This is a genomic window from Rhizobium alarense (assembly GCF_021555155.1).
GTDB lineage: Bacteria > Pseudomonadota > Alphaproteobacteria > Rhizobiales > Rhizobiaceae > Rhizobium_D > Rhizobium_D alarense.
The window spans coordinates 11,671-30,191 of sequence record NZ_JAKGBU010000031.1; the positions used below are offsets into that span (position 1 = coordinate 11,671).

15 protein-coding genes are annotated in these 18,521 nt (G+C 68.1%); 7 read left to right on the top strand and 8 right to left on the bottom strand.

The features are described 5' to 3' along the window. The first annotated feature begins 45 nt into the window (after positions 1–45). Positions 46–798 carry a TlyA family RNA methyltransferase gene (locus LXM94_RS11700; protein ID WP_235771498.1) on the top strand — a complete coding sequence of 251 codons (753 nt, stop codon included), beginning with the start codon at positions 46–48 and terminating at the stop codon, positions 796–798. Further along, entirely contained in the window at positions 795–2,045 is a 1,251-nt protein-coding gene (locus LXM94_RS11705) for a class I SAM-dependent RNA methyltransferase (protein ID WP_235771500.1), read from the top strand. The genes LXM94_RS11700 and LXM94_RS11705 overlap by 4 nt, the downstream gene beginning before the upstream one ends. 54 nt (positions 2,046–2,099) lie before the next feature. On the opposite strand, the gene LXM94_RS11710 is transcribed toward LXM94_RS11705, so the two are convergent. After that, the gene (locus LXM94_RS11710) at positions 2,100–3,185 is read right to left on the bottom strand and encodes an extracellular solute-binding protein (RefSeq protein ID WP_235771501.1); all 1,086 of its coding nucleotides are present in this window, start codon (positions 3,183–3,185) and stop codon (positions 2,100–2,102) included. Positions 3,186–3,190: 5 nt separating this feature from the next. Then, positions 3,191–4,165: an agmatinase gene (gene speB / locus LXM94_RS11715; RefSeq protein WP_268965098.1), complete on the bottom strand. Its 975-nt coding sequence runs from the start codon at positions 4,163–4,165 to the stop codon at positions 3,191–3,193. Positions 4,166–4,259: 94 nt separating this feature from the next. On the opposite strand from speB, the gene LXM94_RS26175 reads away from it, so the two are divergent. Continuing rightward, positions 4,260–5,069: a helix-turn-helix transcriptional regulator gene (locus LXM94_RS26175; protein WP_235771503.1), complete on the top strand. Its 810-nt coding sequence runs from the start codon at positions 4,260–4,262 to the stop codon at positions 5,067–5,069. Positions 5,070–5,186: 117 nt separating this feature from the next. Continuing rightward, positions 5,187–5,657 carry a VOC family protein gene (locus LXM94_RS11725; RefSeq protein WP_235771504.1) on the top strand — a complete coding sequence of 157 codons (471 nt, stop codon included), beginning with the start codon at positions 5,187–5,189 and terminating at the stop codon, positions 5,655–5,657. 88 nt (positions 5,658–5,745) lie between these two features. Here the strand turns inward: LXM94_RS11725 and mcpU are convergent, their stop codons facing one another. From mcpU to LXM94_RS11740, 3 genes are all read right to left on the bottom strand, one after another. Continuing rightward, positions 5,746–7,839 (bottom strand): methyl-accepting chemotaxis protein McpU, encoded by a 2,094-nt coding sequence (mcpU, locus tag LXM94_RS11730; protein WP_456239085.1) that lies wholly within the window; start codon positions 7,837–7,839, stop codon positions 5,746–5,748. A gap of 253 nt (positions 7,840–8,092) precedes the next feature. Next, positions 8,093–8,842: a crotonase/enoyl-CoA hydratase family protein gene (locus LXM94_RS11735; protein ID WP_235771505.1), complete on the bottom strand. Its 750-nt coding sequence runs from the start codon at positions 8,840–8,842 to the stop codon at positions 8,093–8,095. A gap of 97 nt (positions 8,843–8,939) precedes the next feature. Then, positions 8,940–10,721: an acyl-CoA dehydrogenase gene (locus LXM94_RS11740; protein WP_235771506.1), complete on the bottom strand. Its 1,782-nt coding sequence runs from the start codon at positions 10,719–10,721 to the stop codon at positions 8,940–8,942. 217 nt (positions 10,722–10,938) lie between these two features. On the opposite strand from LXM94_RS11740, the gene LXM94_RS11745 reads away from it, so the two are divergent. Further along, entirely contained in the window at positions 10,939–11,931 is a 993-nt protein-coding gene (locus LXM94_RS11745) for a transporter (protein ID WP_235771554.1), read from the top strand. 90 nt (positions 11,932–12,021) lie between these two features. Further along, the gene (locus tag LXM94_RS11750; RefSeq protein ID WP_235771507.1) at positions 12,022–14,277 is read left to right on the top strand and encodes a glycosyl hydrolase 108 family protein; all 2,256 of its coding nucleotides are present in this window, start codon (positions 12,022–12,024) and stop codon (positions 14,275–14,277) included. A gap of 69 nt (positions 14,278–14,346) precedes the next feature. On the opposite strand, the gene LXM94_RS11755 is transcribed toward LXM94_RS11750, so the two are convergent. Further along, positions 14,347–14,940 carry a BA14K family protein gene (locus tag LXM94_RS11755; RefSeq protein ID WP_235771509.1) on the bottom strand — a complete coding sequence of 198 codons (594 nt, stop codon included), beginning with the start codon at positions 14,938–14,940 and terminating at the stop codon, positions 14,347–14,349. Positions 14,941–15,130: 190 nt separating this feature from the next. Between LXM94_RS11755 and LXM94_RS11760 the strand changes: the two genes are divergently transcribed. Beyond that, positions 15,131–16,147 (top strand): glycoside hydrolase family 25 protein, encoded by a 1,017-nt coding sequence (locus LXM94_RS11760; protein ID WP_235771511.1) that lies wholly within the window; start codon positions 15,131–15,133, stop codon positions 16,145–16,147. Between the two features lie 25 nt (positions 16,148–16,172). Here the strand turns inward: LXM94_RS11760 and LXM94_RS11765 are convergent, their stop codons facing one another. Together LXM94_RS11765 and LXM94_RS11770 are read right to left on the bottom strand one after the other, a co-directional pair. Further along, entirely contained in the window at positions 16,173–17,270 is a 1,098-nt protein-coding gene (locus tag LXM94_RS11765; RefSeq protein WP_235771513.1) for a hybrid-cluster NAD(P)-dependent oxidoreductase, read from the bottom strand. Position 17,271: 1 nt separating this feature from the next. Continuing rightward, positions 17,272–18,516 carry an aromatic ring-hydroxylating oxygenase subunit alpha gene (locus LXM94_RS11770; RefSeq protein WP_235771515.1) on the bottom strand — a complete coding sequence of 415 codons (1,245 nt, stop codon included), beginning with the start codon at positions 18,514–18,516 and terminating at the stop codon, positions 17,272–17,274. Between the last annotated feature and the right edge of the window lie 5 nt (positions 18,517–18,521).

The window sequence follows — 18,521 nt, forward strand, 5'->3', positions numbered from 1 at the left end:
GGCGCCGGCGCTTGCCTTCTCGCCGCCGGCGCGGCATGAGGGGCGATGAACCCTAACCTGCCCCATGCCCGCCTCGACCAGCTTCTCGTGTCGCGCGGGCTTTTCGACAGCCGCTCGCGGGCCCGCGACGCGATTGCGCGCGGCACCGTCCGCGTCGCGGGCGCCGTCGTCACCAAGGCGGGTGCCACCGTTCCGCAGGCGGCGGAGATCGCCGTCGACGATCCGGCGAGCCGCTATGTCTCGCGCGCCGCGCTGAAGCTTGCCGGCGGGCTCGACCATTTCGGCCTCGACCCCGCCGGGCATTGCTGTCTCGACATCGGCGCCTCCACCGGCGGCTTCACCGAGGTGCTGCTGGAGCGCGGCGCGGCGCATGTGACGGCCGTCGATGTCGGCCACGGGCAGATGCATCCGCGCATTGCCGACGACCCGCGCGTGACCAACCTGGAGGGGGTCAATGCCCGCAGCCTGGGGCGCGACACGATCGGCGACCGGGCGATCGGCTGCGTCGTCTCCGACGTCTCCTTCATCTCGCTGAAGCTCGCCCTGCCGCCGGCGCTTTCGCTCGCCGCGCCCGGCGCCGTCTGCCTGCTGCTCGTCAAGCCGCAGTTCGAGGCGGGACGGGAGGCGATCGGCAAGGGCGGGCTGCTGAAGGATCCGGCCGCCGGGCCGGTCGTCGCCGCAGCGATCGAAGACTGGCTTCAGACGGCCATGGGATGGACGAGCCTCGGCCTCATCCCCTCGCCCATCGCCGGTGGCGACGGCAACCAGGAATACCTTCTCGCAGGCAGGAAACCATGAGCACGGAAACGGTCACCATCACGCGCCTCGGCAGCGGCGGCGACGGCATCGCCCAGATGCCGGACGGCCCCGTCTACGTGCCGTTCGCGCTCCCCGGCGAGACGGTGGCGATCGCGCGCGTCAAGAACCACGGCACCGTGATCTCGACCTCGGTCGCCTCGCCGGACCGCGTCGCCCCGCCCTGCGCGCATTTCGGGCCGGACGGCAGGAACGGCATCTGTGGTGGCTGCTCGCTGCAACATGCGGCCGACGGGCTCTACCACGCCTTCAAACGGCAGCTTGTCGTCGATGCCCTGAAAAGCAAGGGGCTGGCGCCGGAGGTGGCACCGCTCGTCGCTGCCCGGCCGGGCGAACGCCGCCGCGTCGTCTTCACCGCGCGCCGCACCGAAAAGGGCGTGCTCCTCGGCTTCAACCAGGCGGGCAGCCACCACATCGTCTCCATCGACCACTGTCCGATCAGCAGCCCCGGCATCGTCGACCGGCTCGACGCACTCCGCACGATCGCCCGCGCGGTGGCGACGTCGGCGGAACCCTTTCGCGTGACGGTGCTGGAGACGCTTTCCGGCCTCGACATCGCCTTCGAGGGCGTGAAGAAGGTCGGCGACCGCGAACGGCGCGCCGTGACGACCGCCGTGCTCGGCATCCGGGGCATCGCGCGGGTGTCGACCGACGGCGAGATCCTGATCGAGCCGCAGCGTCCGCTGCTCGATTTCGGCGGTGTCGCGGTGTCGCCGCCGGCCGGCGGTTTCACCCAGGCGACGAAGCCGGCGGAGGACGCCATGGCGGACCTTGTGCTCGCCGCGCTCGGCAAGGCGAAACGCGTCGCCGACCTCTTCGCCGGCTCCGGCACCTTCGCGCTGCGCATCGCCAGGACTGCGCGGGTGCATGCGGTCGAGGGCGACCAGAAGGCGCTCTCGGCGCTCGACCAGGCGGCCCGCGGCACGCAGGGACTGAAGCCCGTCACCGTCGAGAAGCGCGATCTCTTCCGCCGCCCGATGATGGCCTCCGAGCTCAAAGTGTTCGATGCCGTGGTCTTCGACCCGCCGCGCGCCGGCGCCGAGGACCAGTGCCGCGAACTGGCGCGCTCCGGCGTGAAGACGGTCGTCGCTGTCTCCTGCAACCCCGTCTCGCTCGCCCGCGACCTCGCGATCCTCGCTGACGGCGGCTACCGCATCGCCGCCGTCACGCCGATCGACCAGTTCCTCTGGTCGCCACATGTGGAAGCCATCGCCGTCCTGACCAGGTAGCGGCGACCGCAGACGGTCTTACGCAATCGGTCAAATTCAGGGCAGGTCGGATAATTACTGCCCCGACGTCACCCGCGTCCAGAACCGCGTGCGTTCGCGCAGCGCCCTGCCCTCGATGGAGCGGTCGGGGAAGAGTTTCGCCATCACCTCCGGTCCCGGATAGATATCGCCGTTGGCGGCAAGCTCCGGATCGACGAGCGGGCGCGCCGCCGCATTCGCATTGGCGAAGCGCACTGTGTTCGTCACATCGGCGATCACCTCGGGCCTCAGCAGGTGGTCGATGAAGCGGTAGGCGAGTTCCGGATGGCGCGCGTCGGCCGGGATCGCCGCGACATCGACCCACATCATCGTTCCCTCCTTCGGGATCGCATAGTCGACGGTGATGCCGTTTTTTGCTTCGGCCGCCCGGTCGCCGGCCATCAGCGCGTCGCCGCTGTAGATCAGCGCGACGCAGAGGTCGCCGGAGGCGAGACCCTCGGTCGGCCGCTGGCTGTGGAAATAGCGGACATGTTTCGCCGCCGTTTCGAGGAGCGCGCCGGCCTTCTCGATGTCCGCCTTCGCCTCGCTGTAGGGATCGGCGCCGAGATAGTTGAGCGCGATGGCCGTCACTTCGAGCGGCGAGTCGATCATGGCGATGCCGCAATCGGCGAGCTTCGCCGCCGTCTCCTCATTGAAGAGCGCGTCCAGGCTGTCGAGCCTGCGGGTGCCGAGCCGCTCCTCGATGCGGTCGGGATTGTAGGCGAGCCCGACCGTGCCCCAGGTATAGGGCACGCCGATCGCCCGGCCGCCCGGCGCCTTGTCGAGCACCGCGAGGATGGCGGGATCGAGATTGCCGTAGTTCTTCAGCCGTGCCGGATCGATCCGCGCCAGTGCGCCGGCCTGGAGCGCCCGTTGCGCATTGGAGGTCGCCGGAAAGACCACGTCGAAGCCGCTGCCGCCGGTCAGAAGCCTGGTCTCGAGGACGTCGTTGGAATCGTAGAGGTCGAGGCTGGTCGGAACGCCGGTTTCCCGGGTGAAACTTTCGAGCGTCGTCTCGCCGAAATAGTCCGCCCAGTTGTAGAGGCGGAGCGTATCTTCCGCGCAGGCCGTACCGGCGATGAGGGCGGCGGCAACCGCCACGACGGCGGCGTTGGTCTTCATGGCTGTCATCCTGTCTTTCCCCTTTTGCCTGCCGCGTGGAGCGCCAGCAGGTCGTTTGCGATGGTCGCGCCGGCAAGCGCAGTGATCTCGGAATGGTCGTAGGGCGGCGAGACCTCGACGACGTCCATGCCGACGACGTCGAGGCCGGCAAGGCCACGCAGGATCTCCTGTGCCTGCCAGGAGGAGAGCCCGCCGATGACGGGCGTGCCGGTGCCCGGCGCCGCCGACGGATCGAGGCAGTCGATGTCGAAGGTGACGTAGCAGGGACCGTCGCCGACGATGGCGCGCATGCGGGCGGCAATCGCCCCGGGCGACGCACGGTGCACGTCGCGGGCGTCGATGACGGTGAAGCCGAGCGGGTCCGGATTGTGCGTGCGGATGCCGACCTGCACTGAGCGGGCCGGATCGACCAGGCCGTCGCGGGCGGCATACCAGAGCATGGTGCCGTGATCGATGCGCCCGCCCTCGTCCGCCCAGGTGTCGGTATGGGCGTCGAACTGCACGAGCCGGATCGAACCGTGTTTCGCCGCATGGGCCTTCAGCAGCGGATAGGTGACGAAGTGGTCGCCGCCGATGGACAGCAGCGCCGCGCCGGCATCGAGGATGGTGGTGGCCGTCTCCGTGATCGCGGCGGCGATCGCCTGCGGCACGCCCGGATCGAACAGGCAGTCGCCGTAGTCGACGACGGCGAGTTCCTCGAAGGGGTCGGCCGCGTAGGGCCAGGGCGCCGACCAGGCGATATGGGTCGAGGCGGCGCGCACGCCGCGCGGGCCGAAGCGCGTGCCGGGACGGCCGGAGGTCGCCAGATCGAGCGGGATGCCGAGCACCGCGACATCGACGCCCGAGAGGTCGCGGGTGAAGCGGCGGCGCATGAAGCTCGGCGCGCCCGCATAGGTCGCCTCCATGATCGAGCCGCGATGGCTGTCGCGGGTGAAGGCGAGGTCGCCGTGTTTGGGGGTAAGGTCGAGCGCGTCGCCCATGTCTGTCTCCTGCCGTCGTTTGCAGGTGGCATTGAACTGCAGCGGATGACGTTCTAACATCCGGCATGGGCATACGCCTTTAGGGGTATAGAACGTGACGACACAGGCGGCGGATCGTGCTCCGCTGGAAGGCCGCGACTGGCTTCAGGCCGTCGGGCAGATGCTGGCCCTTGTCGGCGGCGACCGCTTTCCGATCGCGATGCGCCGGGCGGTCGGCGCGCTCTGCCCGCACGATTCCATCGTCGTCACCGCCTATCGCGGCATGGAACGGCCGCGCACGCTGTTCCACGACCTCGACGAGGTGCAGGCGGCGACGCACACGACCTTCTACGAAAGCGGCCCCTTCCTGCTCGATCCCTTCTACATCGCCTGCCGCAACGGCATTGCGCCCGGCGCCTACCGGCTGATGGACCTGGCGCCGAAAGCGTTCTTCAAGTCCGACTATTACGACACCTTCTACCGGCGCATCCGGCTCGCCGACGAGATCGGGCTGCTTGTGGCGGATGCGGCGGGCCGGTGGATTGCCGTCTCGATCGCCCGCGGCGCGCGCAGCGCCGGCTTCACCGCCGAGGAAGCCCGGCTGCTCGGCACCGCCTTTCCGGTCCTGGAGGCGGCCATCGTCCGGCAATGGGGCGGCGGTGGCGGCACGGGCGCGGACCGCGACGACCGCCTGCTGCGCGAGCGCCTGGCCGCTTTCGGCGCGCAGGTGCTGAGCCCGCGGGAGGGCGAAGTGGTGCGCCTGATCCTCAACGGCCATTCCACCCGCGAGATCGCGACCCTGCTCGGCAGCGCGGAGGGCACCGTCAAGGTGCATCGCCGCCATGCCTATGCGAAGCTCGGCATCGCCTCGCAGGCCGAACTCTTCTCGCTCGCGACCCGCTTCATCGCCGACGGCGGCGGGTGAACGGGCCTCTTCCCGGCCGCCGGACAAATTTTTCGCTTCGCCTGTCGGAACGGGGCGCCGCCCTTCGTCCTTGGCACTGAAGACACCCGGAACCGCAAGCAGGGAAGGAGCATGACGATGAAGGTGATTCAGAGCCTCTGGTTCGACAAGGGCATGGAAGAGGCGATACGGCTCTACACGTCGCTCATTCCCGGGTCGTCGATCGCGTGGACCACCATCGTACCGGCCGACACGCCGAGCGGGCCGCCCGGCAGCGTGATCCTCACCGGCTTCACGCTCGGCGACCAGCGCTACACGGCGATGCAGGCCGGCCCTCTCGATTCCTTCAACCACGCCTTTTCGATCACCGTCGAATGCGACAGCCAGGAGGAGATCGACCGGCTGTGGGACGTGCTGAAGGAGGGCGGCTTGGTCGAAGCATGCGGCTGGCTGAAGGATCGCTGGGGCCTTTCCTGGCAGATCGTGCCGAAACGGCTCGGCGAACTGGTAAACGATCCCGACAGGGAGAAGGCGAAACGCGTCACCGAGGCGATGCTCAAGATGGTGAAGCTCGACATCGCGGCACTGGAGGCCGCCGCACGCGGCTGAGGGCTGTGGCAGGCGGAAAACGCCTGTTCCTCAACGCACGAGGTCCGCGGTCGCCCCCGGGCCTCGCTTTTCGAAGAAACCATTGCGGTCAGGCGGCGCGGCGCGCGGCCGCCGGCGCATGGCCGGCTTCCGCCGTTCCCAGCCGGAACTGGGCGAGCAGCGCGTTGAGCGCGGCGGCCTCGGCGGCAAGGCCATGGCTCGCCGCCGTCTGTTCCTCGACCATCGCGGCGTTCTGCTGCGTGCCCTGGTCCATGGTGTTGACCGCGGTGTTGATCTCCTGCAGGCCGGTCGACTGCTCGCGCGTCGCCGTCACGATGGCGCTCACGTGGCCGTTGATCTCCTGCACCTCGCGCACGATCGCCTCGAGAGCGGCGCCGGTCTCGTCAACGAGCGCCACGCCCGAGCGCACCTGGTCGCCCGACGCATTGATCAGCGTTTTGATCTCCTTGGCCGCATTGGCCGAACGCTGCGCCAGCTCGCGCACCTCCTGGGCGACGACCGCGAACCCTTTGCCGGCATCGCCCGCACGGGCGGCCTCGACGCCGGCGTTGAGCGCCAGCAGGTTGGTCTGGAAGGCGATGTCGTCGATGACGCCGATGATGTTGGAAATCTCGCCGGAGGATTTTTCGATGCCCTGCATGGCGGCAACCGCACGGCGGACCACCTCGCCCGATTTCTCGGCGCCCATGCGGGTGCGCGACACGAGCGAGCCGACCTCCTCGGCGCGGTGCGCCGAGTCCTTCACCGTCGTGGTGATCTCCTCCAGCGCGGCGGCCGTCTCCTCGACGGAGGCCGCCTGCTGCTCCGTGCGGCGGGCGAGGTCATCGGCGGCCGAGCGGATTTCCGTGGCGCCGGCATCGATGGCGCGGGCGTTGCGGCCGACCGTCGTCATCGCGGTATGCAGCCTGGCGACGGAATTGTTGAAGTCGGTGCGCAGGCGGTCGAGATGGCCGGCGAAGGGCGCGTCGATGCGGTGCGCCAGGTCGCCCTCGGCGAGGCGGCCGAGGCCGTTCGCCAGCGCCTCGACGGCCTGCTGGACCTCGGCGGCCTCCCGCGCCTTGGCCGCCTCGCGGTCGCGGCGCTCCTGCTCGGTCAGCGACCGGCCCTCCTCCGCCTCCGTCTCGAGGCGGCGGCGCTCGACGGCATTGGCGCGGAAGACCGCGACGGCTTCGGCCATCTTGCCGATCTCGTCGCTGCGGTCCCGGCCGGGGATGTCGGCACCGACGTCGCCGGCGGCGAGCTTTTCCATGGCGGCGGTCATGTCGGAGACGGGACGCACGACGAGGCGCGACAGAAGTGTGGCGAGGAAGCCCATCATCATGACGGCGGCGAGCACCGTGGCGATCGTCGCGGCGATGCGGAACTGGCCGATCGCCGCATAGGCCATGCCGCTGTCGATGGTGAAGCCGAGATACCACTCGACGGAGGGAAGGCCGGTGACCGGAACGAAGGAGACGAGCACGGGCTTGCCATCGTAGGTCGCATGGGAAACGGCACCGCCGATGGCCGGCGTCGCTTCCGGGAAGGCATCGGCGAGCGTCTTGGTGACCAGCGCCTTCTCCCGGTGGACGAGGATCTGGCCGCTCTTGTTGACGAGGAAGGCGAAGCCCTGACCGCCGAAATCGACGGAATCGATCATCGCGACGAGCGACTTCAGCGAGAAGTCGCTGCCGGCGACGCCGACGAGCGCGCCGTCGCGCTTCACCGGCACGGCGGACGAGATGATCAGGTCGTTGGTGGAGGCATCGATATAGGGCTCGGTCAGCACGCTGCCGTCCGCCTTCACGGCGCCCTGGTACCAGGGGCGCTGGCGCGGGTCGTAGCCCGCCGGCATTTCCGACTGCGGCCACATGGTGAAGGTGCCGGCTTCGTCGCCGACATAGGTGGTCATGAACTCGCCGACGAGCACGTCGTTCTTCAGCACCGCCGCGATGCCGGCCGGATCGGCCGCCTTGCCGGCGGCGTCCGCCGCCATCTCGGTCAGCTGGACACGGGCGTTCAGCCAGTTGGCGATGCTCTGCGCCGCCTGCTTTCCGGAGGAGGCGATGTTCTCCTCGACGGCACGCGTCAGCATGCCGCGCTGGAGACTGTCGATATAGAGGGAGAAGCCGGTGAAGGCGGCAACGACGACAAGGGACGCGACGACGAGGATGCGCGTCATGAGGTTCGATCGCTTGGACAAGGCGGTCAAGTCCTTCTTCGGGCGACGGAAGGGGTGCTCCGTCGCGAATGGTGGGGGAACAGGCACGCCGACGGGCGGCCCGCACCGTTCAAGGATGGAGGAACATGCCGGAAAGGCGGCTGCGGGCCGCGTCATGCGGCCGTCAGGCGAACCGCGAGCGGGCGTCGCCTGGAATGGACCGCACATTATGCAAGCGTACTTAAGAGACGCTTAAAACTGATGGGTATCAAGTTGCAGGGTGACGCCCGTGCGCTCAGCGCTTTGCCATGAAGGCCTCGAAGGCGGCGCGGGCTTCGGCGCTCTTCAACTGCGCGGCAAAATGGTCCGCCTCGCGGTCGATGCGGGCCGCGACGTCGGCGCGATCGCCGCGGATGAGGTCGCGGGCGATCCTGAGTGCCGCGGGCGGCTTTTTTGCCAGGGCTTCGGCGACAGACAGCGTCTGCGCCTCCACGTCCTCGACCACTTTCCAGACGAGGCCCGCCTGGCGCGCCTCCTCCGCCGAAAAGCCTTCGCCGGCGGCAAGCAGCGCGAAGGCGCGCTGGTGGCCCATCAGGCGCGGCGCGAGCAGGCTGGAGGCCGCCTCCGGCACCAGCGCCAGATCGACGAAGGGCGTCCGGAACAGCGAATGCGGCGAGGCGACGGTCAGGTCGCAATGGAGGTGGATCGTCGTGCCGATGCCGATCGCCAGCCCATCGACGCCCGAGACGAGCGGCTTGCCGTGACGGGCGAGCGTGTGGAGGAAGTCGACGACCTCCCGGCCCATCGTGCCGCCCGTGGCGAAGGCGAGGAAATCCGCCATGTCGTTGCCGGCGGAAAAGCAGCCTCGCGTGCCGAGGAAGGCGGTCGCCCGGATCGCCGGATCGCCTTCCGCCGCCGCCAGCGCCTCGGTCATGGCCGCATACATCAGGCGCGTGATGGCGTTCTTCTTCTCCGGCCGGTTCAGGCGGATGACCTGGACGCCGGGCATGCCCGCCGGGCGTTCGATGCGGATATGGTCGGTCATTGTTTCCTCATGGTGGGCATCGCCCGCTTTTCCGGCCATAGGCGCCGGAGATGTGCTCTTCATCCACCTGCCGACACCCGACGGTCAGGCATCGACGCTAGCCGAGAACCGCCCGGGCGGCCGCAAGGCTTGCCGCGCCGCCGGTGATGCGGTCCCGCAGGGCCGACGTCTCGCCGATGACGTTTTCCGCCGCGAAGCGGCAGAGGGCGGCACGCTCCGGACCGCGCCCGTCGCCGCCGTCGGCCAGTGCACCGGTCGCCAGATAGCCGCCGGTGAGCGCCAGGCCGAAGAGCCGCTGATAGGCCGTCGCGCCGGCAAGCGCCTCAGCCTGCCGTCCTTCGGCGAGCGCCGCAAGCAGCCACTCGGTTGCCGTCTCGAGATCGGCGAGGCTCGCCTCGAGCCGCGCGCCCGTCTCGCCGAGCGCCGGGGCGTTCGCCGTCCTCGCCTTCATGGCGATCTCTCTCAGCTCCGCGAGAAAACCGCGAATGTGGCCGCCCTCCGACAGCGGCAGCTTGCGGGTGACGAGGTCGATCGCCTGGATGCCGTTGGTGCCCTCGTAGATCGGCGCGATGCGGGCATCGCGCAGCAGCCGTGCCGCACCCGTCTCCTCGATGAAGCCCATGCCGCCATGGACCTGCACGCCGAGCGAGGCGACGTCGACGCCCGCATCGGTGGCGAAGCTCTTCGCGACCGGCGTCAGCAGGCTGGCGCGCTCCGTCCAATGGCGGGCCTCGTCGCCCTTCGCCGCATGCGCCATGTCGACGGCATGGGCGCAGGCATAGGTGATGGCCCGCGCGCCCTGGGTCAGCACCTTCATCGTCAGCAGCATGCGGGCGACGTCCGGGTGCTCGATGATCGGGCTCATGCCCAGCCCCTGCCAGCCCGGCGCCTTGCCCTGGGTGCGCTCCTTCGCATAGGCGATCGCCTTCTGCGTCGCGGCCTCGGCGATCGCGACACCCTGCATGCCGACGGCGAGGCGGGCGTTGTTCATCATCGTGAACATGCAGGCAAGGCCGCGATTCTCCTCGCCGACCAGCCAGCCGATCGCGCCCGGCGCCTCGCCGAAGCGGCCGTCGCCGTAGATCATCGTGCAGGTGGGGGACGCGTGGATGCCGAGCTTGTGTTCCAGCGAATGGCAATGGACGTCGTTGCGGGGGCCGAGCGAGCCGTCCTCGTTCACCAGGAACTTCGGCACGAGGAAAAGCGAGATGCCGCGCGTGCCGGCCGGCGCATCCGGCAGCCGGGCAAGCACCAGGTGCACGATGTTGTCGGTGAAGTCGTGTTCGCCATAGGTGATGAAGATCTTCTGGCCGAACAGCCGGTAGGTGCCGTCGCCGCGCCGCTCGGCGCGGGTCTTGAGCACGCCGAGATCGGAGCCGGCATGCGGCTCGGTCAGATTCATCGAACCCATCCATTCACCGGAGACCATCTTCGGCAGATAGGTGGATCGGAGATACTCCGACCCGTGCGCCACCAGTGCCTCGACGGCGCCCATCGTCAGGGTCGGACCGATCGCGAAGGCCATCGAGCCGCTGTTCCACATTTCGAGCGCCGCGACATGCAGCATGTGCGGCAGGCCCTGGCCGCCGAACGCCTCGGGCGCCGTCAGCGAATTCCAGCCGCCGTCCGCCCAGGCCCTGTAGAGCGCCGCCCAGCCGTCCGGCGTCGTGACCCTGCCCTCCTCCAGCCGCGCGCCCTGCCGGTCGCCGATCTCGCCGAGCGGCGCGATCTCCTCGCTGGCGAAACGGCCGGCCTCCGAGAGGATCGCGTCGACAAGATCCTCGCTGAGGTCGCCGAACAACACGGCATCGAGCGCCGGGGACAGGCCCGCGACGTGTTTCAGGGTGAAGGCAATCTCCTCGACCGGCGCCTTGTACATCACTATCCTCCTCCAGAATCGTCCGATGTGCCTCTGTCCCGCCGGCCGCAAAAGCCAGGGGCGGATCGGTCGCGGCCAGAATATTGATTTTTACGTAAACGTCAATTCGACCTTCCAGGGGAAGCGTCATCGAACCGGCTGCCTGCGCTGGCAGCGCCTGTTGCAAAAGCGTCATGCGCAGCGGCTATGCCGGACGGAGAACCGGATGAACATACCGATGGACCATCTCGCACCCGAAATTCCCGGTCTGGTCTGGGCCTACCGGATCGATCCCTCGACGGGAACATGCCGGCAGATCTCCGTCAAGGCGCCGAAAAGCGAACTCGTCCCCGGTGACGGCGTGCTGTGGCTGCATCTGGCGCTCAGCGACGCGCGCGTGCCGGCGCTGATCGAAAAGCTCGGTATCCTTCCGGAAGAGGCGCTGCAGACGCTGACGAGCAGCGATACGCAGGCGGCGATCAGCGTGTCGCCCGACCTCGTGCACGGAACACTCGTCGATTTCGAGCGAACCTTCGACGAAATGACCAAGGAGATCGGCTGGCTGCACTTCGCCGTCACCGAGGAGGTCATCGTCACCACGCGCCTGCATCCGCTGCGCAGCGTCGACCGGGTGCGGGCGGCGCTCGGCAAGAACAAGTGCCGCCGCCCGATCGACATCTTCGAAATGCTGGTGATCGAGTTCCAGCGCACGCTGATCGCCATGGTGCTGGAGCTGACCCACGACCTGAACGGCATCGAGGAGGCGGTCTACGGCGACCACGATGCGGGCGACGAGCGGCGGCGGCTTGCACCGCTGCGGCGCACGGTCGTCCGGCTGCACCGGCATCTGCGCACCGTGCTGGCGCTGCTGCGCCGCGTCGGCGCCGCCGAGGACGACGAGGTGCCGGACGGCTTCACGGATGTCGCCGAACGGCTGATCGGACGGCTGGAAGCCGTCGACCGCGACGTCTTCGCACTGCAGGAGCGGGCACGGCTGCTGCACGAGGAAATCGATTCACGGCTCTCGTCGGAGACGAATCGCCACCTCTACATCCTGTCGCTGATGACCGCCTTCCTGCTGCCGCCGACGCTCGTCACCGGCTTCTTCGGCATGAACACCTCCGCCCTCCCGTTCGAGGCCTCGACGCATGGTACCATGCTCGCCTTCGGCTTCATCCTGCTTTCGATCGGCTTTGCCTGGTGGGTGCTGCGGCGCGCCGGGATTCTCTAGCCGCACATTGCAGCGCAGAATCGATTAGACCTTCCAAATACAACATAAACGTGTATGATGCTCCATCGTCCGCCAAGAGGGGTGTGCGGAATGGCTGATCTGTCTGTGAATGCCAATCTCCTGTCCCGGGCCGCACGGCGCAACGGCTACAACGTCCCGTCCGAGGGCCTCGTCTTCTTCGGCATCCGGGGGGCGCTTCCCGAAAAGCCGACCGACAGCCGATTCCTCGCCAGCCATGGCGCGAACTTCGCCACGGTCGACTACCAGCGCATGCGCTGCACGCTTGGCCAGTGGGATGTCGCCGCCCGGAAGGTGGCGCTGTTTCCGGGCTCGACCGTGCCGTCGCTCGTCAACATCAAGTCGAGCCGGCTGAAGAACGGATCGGGCACCAACCTCCTGATGTTCGGCCGCTACGAACACCAGCGTGGCGTGCACAAGGCCGGCAAGCCGAACGGCCACCGCGCCTTCCGCCAGGCCTGCTTCTTCCCCGTCTGGCGCACGGCCGACAACCTCGACTATGATCTCGAGGACAGGATCGACTTCGGCAGCGGTCCCGACAGCTATGTCTGGGACAACATCCATTCGGCCTTCAGCGACAACACCGAGAGCGGCTATTCGAGCGCCGGGTGCCAGGTCGTCTGCGGCCTGCCGAAATCGGCGCGGCGCGGCAACGCGGCGGAGACCGGCCCCTGGCGGACCTTCATCGACAACGGCTACGGCGGGGCGCAGACCCGCTTCGTCTACCTGCTGTTCGGCTCGGCCGAGCTGGCCGCGATCGACAGGGCGGCGGACACGGCGCTGCGCCAGGTCGTGCGCTACGGCTCGACGGGCGCGCTCGCACGGCAGGTCCAGGAGGCCTTGATCGCCAAGGGCGCCCTGCAGGATGGCGCGGATGGCGACTTCGGGCGGGACTCCGTGAAGGCGCTGGTCACCTTCCAGCGCCGGCAATTCGGCCCCAAGGCCGGCGACGGGGTCTGCGGCGAAAACACCGCCGCCGCCCTCGGCCTGACCCTCCCGCTTCTCGACGAGGCGTCGACACCCCCGACACCCACCGCCGTCACGACCGAACCGACGAATACGGTGGAACTCGAGGACGAGACGGACCTTGACCCCTTCACGCTGCGCGACCTGCTCCGCCGGCTCGGCATCGGTGGACCCCCGGACTTGCCGGAGATGCCGCAGACCGGCGGCGCCGTCGCCACGACGGCGGGCCAGCGATCCGCCGACACGACAGCAGAGCGCCAGCCGGCCGAGGATGCGGAGACGAACTTCGACCGGGCACATGCCGTCATCGCCGAGTTCGAGGGCGGCTACAGCGACCATCCGAAGGACCCGGGCGGCGCCACCAATTTCGGCATCACGCACAAGACACTCGCCGCCTGGCGCAAGCGCGCCGTCTCCAAGGCCGACGTGAAGGCGCTGACCTTCGACGAGGCCAAGGCGATCTATCGCCAGGAATACTGGCGCCGGAGCTCCTGTCACGAGATGCCGGGGCCGCTGGCGCTGGTCGTCTACAATGTGGCGGTGCACGCCGGCCCCGGCACGGCGGCGAAATTCCTGCAGCGCGCCCTCAACGCCAACGGCTTTTCACTGAAGGTGGACGGCGGCATCGGCGGCGACACGCTGGGTGCCGTCGCCACCGCTCCCGTCGACGACGTCATCAGCGACATGATCGACCTCTATGCCGCACGGCTGAGATCCCACAAGAACTACGCCACGTTCAAGAAGGGTTTCGAACGGCGCATCGGGCGGCTGCGGCTGGAAACCGAGCGCTGGCTCGAGGACAACGGAAAGCGCACGGAGCCCATCCCGACGCCGAGGATTACGGAGGAAGACATGTCCGTGACGGAACAAGCGAACGAAATCCGCGAACAGGCCGAGGCCGTCCTGCGCGGGACCGGCCTCGGCAGCCAGGCCGGAGCCGGCGAAACGCAGGCCGACGCAACGACCGGGCGGCGGGCCACGCTGGCGGCGGTGCTGCGCCTCGTCGCCGACCAGCTCGACCCCAAGGTCGGCACCGGGGAAAAACCGCTGACGCCGGTCAATGCGGCGCTCGGGCAGACGGTCGGCCGCCTGCTCGACGGCAAGAAAAGCGCGCTCGGCATCTTTGGCGCGCTGATCAGCGGGCTGCTTCTGCCCGGAACGGCGCCGACCGGAACGACGGCCGCCGGCCAGGTGGCGGACCAGGTGGTCAGTTCGCCGCTCGCGGAAATCCTGCCCGCGGCCATCGGGCTGTTCGGCCAGCAGGCGGCGCCGTTCGGACTGCCCATCTCGCTGGCCATGCTCGCCTGGGGGCTACTCGGCAAGCTCGACAAATACGCGAGCAGGATCCAGACGAAGCTCTGAGCGCCCCGAACGCAGAACCGCCCCGGCCTGGCGCCGGGGCGGTTCGCTCACCCCGTTTGCCGCTGCCCGTCACGAATAGGGCGAGATGCACTGGCGGCGCGGCCCCTCATAGGGCTGGAACGTGTTGTCCCAGGCGCGATAGGACCGGTAGCGGTTGTAGCACCAGTTGGTATGGCTGCTGCCGCCTGAATAGGAATAGACAGGGCGGTCGTTGGCAATTGCACCACCGATGATGGCACCCGCCGCAAAGGCCCCCAGCGGGAACCAGTAGCCGTTATAGTAGCGGTAGCCCGGACGCTCGTAGCGGTAGCCGCGATAGCCGCGATACCAGCCGTAGCGATAGGAATCCCGGTTCGGCGTATAGAAGCCGCGCGACCGATTGTATCGGCGTTCGCCGCCCGGTACGCCATTGCCGACATTGATGTCGCCGCGCGAGCGGCGAACCACGCGGTGGCGCCGCACCTCGCGATTGCGCACGGCGCGATTGCGGCGGATGATGATGCGCTTCTTACGATACTGAACCGTCTCGACATTGCCCTGGTTGGACGTCTCAACGGGTTGCTGCTTCACGACCGGCATCGTGATCGCCTGCGCCGGCACCATCGGCGCGAAGGCGAACAGCGCGGACATGGCGACAGCCAGACAGTGTCTCGCGGCACGCATGGGGAACCTCCTTTCGACCGGCGCGCTCAAGCGCGCACTTTACTTTCCTAATGTGTATGGGGTGCGCCGGTTCCGCCTTCAACGACTCCGGGCCATCACGTTCCCGTGACTTCGCGACGGGCCGTTAACCCTCGATTAACCACAATTCCCGCAGCATGGCTGATCGCGGACAGCCAGCGGAAGGAAGCGCATGAGGTCGATTCTCGGATTCGTCGTATCGTCGCTCGTCGCCCTGTCGGCGGACCTGGTTCACGCCGCCGGCATCGAGCCCTGGAAAAAGCCCGATCATGCCATCGTCATCGACGCCTACGAGCTCAACGAGATCGAGTGGGACGAGATGCTGGCCGACACGCGCATCGCCGGTTTCATCTCCAAAGCCTCCGACGGCCTGCCGGAGAGCTACAGCTGCACCGGCGACCACGGCGGCGACACCTATGCGCATTGCAAGACGATGTGGCGCAAATATGCGGTGAGCCGCGAACTCTACCAGACCCGCCGGGCACTCGCCCGCGCCCACGGACTGCTCTGGGGCGCCTACCATCTCGCGAGACCGGGCAATCCGATCGATCAGGCGAACCATTTTCTCGACTACGCCGAGCCGAAAGACGACGAGATGATGGTGCTCGACATCGAGACCATCGATCCGCAGACCTTCATGTCGCTCGAGGACGCCCAGATCTTCGCGGGCCACATCAAGACGCGCACGGGGCGTTATCCGGTGCTCTACACCAACCACTCGACGGCGCGGCACATCGCGGCCAACCGCGACAGATACCGCATCCTGTCCCGGCTGCCGCTCTGGTATGCCCGCTACAAGCCGGATATCCGCAACGTCTTTCCGATGGGCAACTGGGAAAACTATGCGCTGTGGCAGTTCTCGGCCTCGGCCAACTGCACGAAGCGGCGCTGTCCCTATCGCGTCAAGGGCACGCGCAACGACATCGACGTCAATGTCGCGCCGATGAACCGGAAGGCGCTCAAGGCCGCCTGGGCGTTCGGCACGCTTTTGCCCGAAAAGCCGTTCGAGAGGCCGGACGAGGTGCTGACGGCATCCGTTCCGGCCACGGGCGGGATGGAGCCGTCCCTGTCGCTTCCCGTCAGCGCCTCGGCCAAGGCCGCGGCGGGCACCGGCGTGCGGGAGATCGTCACCGCGTCGCTGTCCCGCCGCCTGCCCCAGATGACGCCGCTCAACTACCAGGATTTCTGATCGCGGCGCTTCCCGGCGCTTTCCGTCACGCCTCGATCTGCACGTCGCCGACGGGCCGCGAGCAGCAGGCGAGGATGTAGCCCTCCTCGATCTCGTCGTCGAGAATGCCGCCATTGTGGTTCATCTCGACCTCGCCCGAGACCTTCATGACCCGGCAGGTGCCGCACAGCCCGCTCTCGCAGGCCGCGCCGATGCGCACGCCGGCGGCACGCGCCGTCTGCAGGATCGTCTGGCCCGGCTGGCACCTGGCGTCCTTGCCGGCCATGGTGAAGGTGACCGTCGAGACCTCGGAGGGGTCGCCCTCGCCGGCGCCGGCGCGGATCGCCAGTTCCTCAGGCGCAGGGGCGGCCGCCGGCTGGAAGCTCTCCTCGTGATGGCGCTTCATGTCGAAGCCGCAGACGGCGAGCAGATCGCGAACGCCGCGCATGAACGGCTCCGGCCCGCAGCAGAAGATCGTGCGGTCGCGGAAATCCGGCGCGAGAAGCGAGAGCTTCTGCGGGTCGATGCGGCCGCGCAGGCCGTGCCAGCCGTCGCGCGGGTTGTGGCCCTCGACGATGAAGCCGAGCGACAGGTTCGGCATCTGGGCGGCGAGACATTCGAGCTCGGCACGGAACAGCAGGTCGTCCGGCTTGCGGGCGCAGGAGACGAAGGTGACATCCGACTGCGGCGCGCAATCCGACATCCAGCGCGTCATCGACATCATCGGCGTGATGCCGGACCCCGCCGAGATGAAGAGATACTTTTCGCCCGGATGGCGCACGAAGGAAAAGTCGCCGAGCGGGCCGAAGGCCTTGAGCCGCATGCCGGGCTTCAGGTTGTCGAACATCCAGCGCGTGCCGATGCTCGATGCCTGCGCCTTCACCGTGACGGCGACCGAGAAGGGCCGCGACGGCGTGGAGGACAGCGTGTAGGTGCGCATCACCGGCTCGTCCGGCGTGACCGGCAGCTCCAGGGTGACGAACTGGCCCGGCAGGTAACGAAACCAGTTGGCGCTGTCCGAGCGGAACGAGAAGGTCATGACGTCCGGGGTCTCGGCCGTCACGGCGATGCATTCCAGCAGGTGGTGCCGGTCGTTCCAGGGCTGCAATTCGTCGAAATGGCGGAAATCGCTGACGACGGTCATGTCACGCCACCCGGCTCAGGGGCTTCGCCTCGCCGGCGAGCCGTTCCTGCATGAAGTTGCTGTACCATTCGACGAACTGCATGACGCCGCCCTCGTCGACCGGTGAATAGGGGCCCGGCTGATAGGCCGGAGAGCGGATGCCGAAGGCGTTTTCCTCGACGATCTGGCGGTCCTGGTCGTTTGTCTCGGTCCAGACATGGATGAGTTCGTCGATATGATAGTCGACGCCCTCGACCGCATCCTTTGCGACCAGCCACTTGGTCGTGACCTGCGTCAGCTCCGGGCCGAGCGGCAGGACGCGGAAGGTGATGGCATGGTCGGCAAGCACATGGTTCCAGGTCGACGGATAGTGGAAGAGCAGCAGCGTGCCGATCTGCTTCTCCATCACGTCGGCCGACAACGGGCGACGGACGGCGCGCGCGCCCGACATGGTGTAGCTCTCGGCATCGCCGATCAGCGGCATGCGGGCGGCGCGGAACTGGCCGGTCGGCGACATCAGGAATTCGCTCGGCAGGCCCGACGCCTCGCATTTCTCCCAGTGGGCGGCGATCACCGGATCGTCCTTGGCGCCCTGCACGCCGGTCGCGCTCGGCGCTTCCGGATAGGTGCGGCAGAGCTCGGGGTGGTTGGCGGCGCAGTGGTAGCACTCGCGGTTGTTCTCCCAGACGAGCTTCCAGTTGCCCTTCTCGATGATCGTGCTCTCGTAGGCGACCTTCGTCTCGCCGAGCCGGTGGCGGGCGAGATAGGGTTCGACCAGCGCCCGGAACGGCGCGAAATCCGGCGCGCGGTCGGCGAGGCAGATGAAGATGTAGCCGCCGACGGTCTCGCAGTGGATCGGCTTCAGGCCGTGTTCGCTCTTGTCGAAGTCGTCCGCCATGTGGCGCGCGAAGAGCAGCGAGCCGTCGAGTTCGTAGGTCCACTGGTGATAGGGACAGACGAGCTTGGCCGACGTGCCTTTCTGCTGCTGGCAGACGCGCGAGCCGCGGTGGCGGCAGGCATTGTGCAGCGCGCGGATCGTGCCGGAGCGGTCGCGGGTGACGACGACCGGATAGTCGCCGACCTGAACGGTGAAATAGTTGCCGGCCTTCGGGATCTCGCAGTCGTGGCCGATGAACAGCCAGTCGCGATACCAGATCGTCTCCAGGTCAAGCTTGTAGACGGCGGGATCGATATAGAAGGCCTGGTCGAGGCTGTAGCCGTCACGGCGGTTCCTGAGCCGCGCCAGCACGTCGTTGCGAATGTCCATGTCGG

Coding starts and splice junctions, on each gene's coding strand:
- LXM94_RS11770 (WP_235771515.1), bottom strand. CDS start 18,516: ATGGACATTCGCAACGACGTGCTGGCGCGGCTCAGGAACCGCCGTGAC.
- LXM94_RS11700 (WP_235771498.1), top strand. CDS start 46: ATGAACCCTAACCTGCCCCATGCCCGCCTCGACCAGCTTCTCGTGTCG.
- speB (WP_268965098.1), bottom strand. CDS start 4,165: ATGGGCGACGCGCTCGACCTTACCCCCAAACACGGCGACCTCGCCTTC.
- LXM94_RS11750 (WP_235771507.1), top strand. CDS start 12,022: ATGGCTGATCTGTCTGTGAATGCCAATCTCCTGTCCCGGGCCGCACGG.
- LXM94_RS11735 (WP_235771505.1), bottom strand. CDS start 8,842: ATGACCGACCATATCCGCATCGAACGCCCGGCGGGCATGCCCGGCGTC.
- LXM94_RS11745 (WP_235771554.1), top strand. CDS start 10,939: ATGGACCATCTCGCACCCGAAATTCCCGGTCTGGTCTGGGCCTACCGG.
- LXM94_RS11765 (WP_235771513.1), bottom strand. CDS start 17,270: ATGACCGTCGTCAGCGATTTCCGCCATTTCGACGAATTGCAGCCCTGG.
- LXM94_RS11760 (WP_235771511.1), top strand. CDS start 15,131: ATGAGGTCGATTCTCGGATTCGTCGTATCGTCGCTCGTCGCCCTGTCG.
- LXM94_RS11725 (WP_235771504.1), top strand. CDS start 5,187: ATGAAGGTGATTCAGAGCCTCTGGTTCGACAAGGGCATGGAAGAGGCG.
- LXM94_RS11705 (WP_235771500.1), top strand. CDS start 795: ATGAGCACGGAAACGGTCACCATCACGCGCCTCGGCAGCGGCGGCGAC.
- LXM94_RS11710 (WP_235771501.1), bottom strand. CDS start 3,185: ATGAAGACCAACGCCGCCGTCGTGGCGGTTGCCGCCGCCCTCATCGCC.
- LXM94_RS11755 (WP_235771509.1), bottom strand. CDS start 14,940: ATGCGTGCCGCGAGACACTGTCTGGCTGTCGCCATGTCCGCGCTGTTC.
- LXM94_RS11740 (WP_235771506.1), bottom strand. CDS start 10,721: ATGTACAAGGCGCCGGTCGAGGAGATTGCCTTCACCCTGAAACACGTC.